The organism is Sphingopyxis sp. GW821-FHT12F08 (assembly GCF_058806755.1).
Window position 1 is genome coordinate 1 of record NZ_JBXAQA010000014.1, and the last position, 2,441, is coordinate 2,441.

Consider the following 2,441-nt stretch of genomic DNA (forward strand, 5'->3'; position numbering starts at 1 on the left):
GAAGCACCCGAAGACGCCGAAGTCCGCATCGATACCACCGCCATGACCCCCGAAGATGCCGCCGACCTCATCGTCGATCGCCTGCTGGGATAAATGATGGATTTTGAAAGCGATGAAGCGCTCGCCGAGCGGCTGGCGGCGGCGGCGGGGCAGATTTTGATCGAGCTGCGCGCGACCAGCGGACTCGAGGGCAAGGACCTCGGCAAGGCCGGCGACGCGCAGGCCAATGACATGCTGATGCGCGAACTGCGCGCCGCACGCCCCGACGACGCGATCCTCTCCGAGGAGGAAAAGGACAGCATCACCCGCTGTTCCTTCGCGCGCTGCTGGGTGGTCGATCCGCTCGACGGGACGCGCGAATATGGTGAGGGCCGCAGCGACTGGGCGGTGCATGTCGCGCTCGCGGTGGGCGGCGTGCCGACGGTCGGCGCGGTTGCGCTACCGGGACTGGGCGTCACCTTGAGTTCGGCCAACCCCTGGCCGCTCGGCGCCGCCAATGTGCCGCCCCGCATGCTCGTCAGCCGCACGCGCCCCGCCGCCGAGGCTCTGTTCGTCGCCGAAAAGATCGGCGCCGAGCTCGTCGGCATGGGCTCGGCGGGCGCCAAGGCGATGGCGGTCGTGCGCGGCGAGGCCGACATCTATCTCCACACCGGCGGCCAGTACGAGTGGGACAATTGCGCGCCCGCGGCGGTCGCGGCGGCGGCGGGGCTGCACGTCAGCCGCGCCGACGGGTCGCCCTTGGTGTATAATTGCGAAAATCCCTATCTGCCCGACCTGCTGATTTGCCGGGCGGAGTTTGCGGATGAAGTGCTGCGGCTGGCGGGGGAGTTTGGGGCGGAGTAGCGAACACGTGGGTGGCCGGCTTCGGGCGGTAGCGGTCATCCTAAGCCCCTCCTCTTCAGAGGAGGGGGTGTGAGACTTACGAACTTGTTCGTTAGTCGCAGCGGGGTGGTGGTCTGTGGCATGGCGTAAACCTTCGGCCACCACCCCGTTCGACTAAAGGCCCAGCTGCGCCGGACCAAGTCTCTCTGCCCCTCCTCTGAAGAGGAGGGGATGAACGAGGCCTGCTCTTCCCCAAAGACATCACCTCTCGCCAAGCTTCGCGATTGCCAGCCTCGCATCCTCCGCCTATTTAGGTTGCACTGTAAAACCAATCTACCGGGAGACGCGCCATGACCGACTTGCCTGACACCAACCTCGTGATGCTGACGCTGGTGAAGCCCCAGGGCCAGCTCGAGGTCTATTTCGAGCGCCGCCCGATGCCCGAGCCGCAGCCGCACGAGGTGCTGGTCAAGGTCCTCGCGACCCCGATCAACCCCTCGGACCTCGGCCTGCTGTTCGGCGGCGCCGACATGTCGACCGCGCGCGCCTCGACCCGCGGCGGGCTGCCCGTGATCACCGCCGACGTGCCCCCGCCGGGCATGCGCGCCATGACCGGCCGCGTCGGCGATGCGCTGGCGATCGGCAACGAAGGCTGCGGGCTGGTCGTCAAGGCGGGCGCTTCGCCCGAAGCGCAGGCTTTGCTCGGCAAGACCGTCGCGCTGCTTGGCGGCGAGATGTACGCCGAATATCGCTGCCTGCCCGTCCAGATGACGATGGCGTTGCCCGAAGGCACCGATGCCGCCGATGGTGCCTCCTGCTTCGTCAACCCGCTCACCTCGCTGGCCTTTACCGAGACGATGCGCGCCGAGGGGCACAGCGCGCTGGTCCACACCGCCGCGGCGTCGAACCTCGGCCAGATGCTCGTCAAGATCTGCGCCAAGGACGGCATCCCGCTCGTCAATATCGTGCGCAGCGACGCGCAGATCGAAATCCTCAAAGGCATTGGCGCGACGCATATCGTCAACAGCAGCGCCGATGATTTCCAGGACCGGCTCGTCGACGCGATCGTCGCGACCGAGGCGACGCTCGGCTTCGACGCGATCGGCGGCGGCAAGCTCGCGGGGCAGATCCTCGCGGCTATGGAGGTCGCGGCGGTCAAGCGCATGACGAGCTACAGCCGCTATGGCTCGGACAGCTACAAGCAGGTCTATATCTACGGCGCGCTCGACCTGGGGCCGACGGTTCTGAACCGCAGCTTCGGGCTGACCTGGGGGCTCGGCGGCTTCCTGCTCACCCCCTTCTTGCAGAAGGCGGGCTGGGAGGTCGTCGGGCGGATGCGCCAGCGCGTCGTCGACGAGCTGACCACGACCTTCAAGAGCCACTACAGCCACGAAATCTCGCTGACCGAGGCGCTGAACCTCGACACCGCGCATGCGTATAATGCGAAGCGAACCGGTGAGAAATATCTGATCCGGCCGTAGGGCTGGTTGCGGGCGTTAGCGGCCACAATAATCCTCCCTGTCGCGAAGCGATGGGGAGGGGGACCGCCGCCACAGGCGGTGGTGGAGGGGTGGCCGACTGAAGCGCCGACGCCCAAGGCCTCGACCCCTCCACCATGC

General features: G+C 67.0%; 2 protein-coding genes. Both read left to right on the top strand.

Features of this window, described 5'->3' with window-relative positions:
* Positions 1-93: 93 nt before the first annotated feature.
* The gene (locus tag AC1RNQ_RS21425) at positions 94-843 is read left to right on the top strand and encodes a 3'(2'),5'-bisphosphate nucleotidase CysQ (protein WP_493174545.1); all 750 of its coding nucleotides are present in this window, start codon (positions 94-96) and stop codon (positions 841-843) included.
* Between the two features lie 329 nt (positions 844-1,172).
* On the top strand, positions 1,173-2,303 hold the full coding sequence (locus tag AC1RNQ_RS21430) for a zinc-binding dehydrogenase (protein WP_493174547.1): 1,131 nt from the start codon (positions 1,173-1,175) through the stop codon (positions 2,301-2,303).
* Positions 2,304-2,441: the final 138 nt, after the last annotated feature.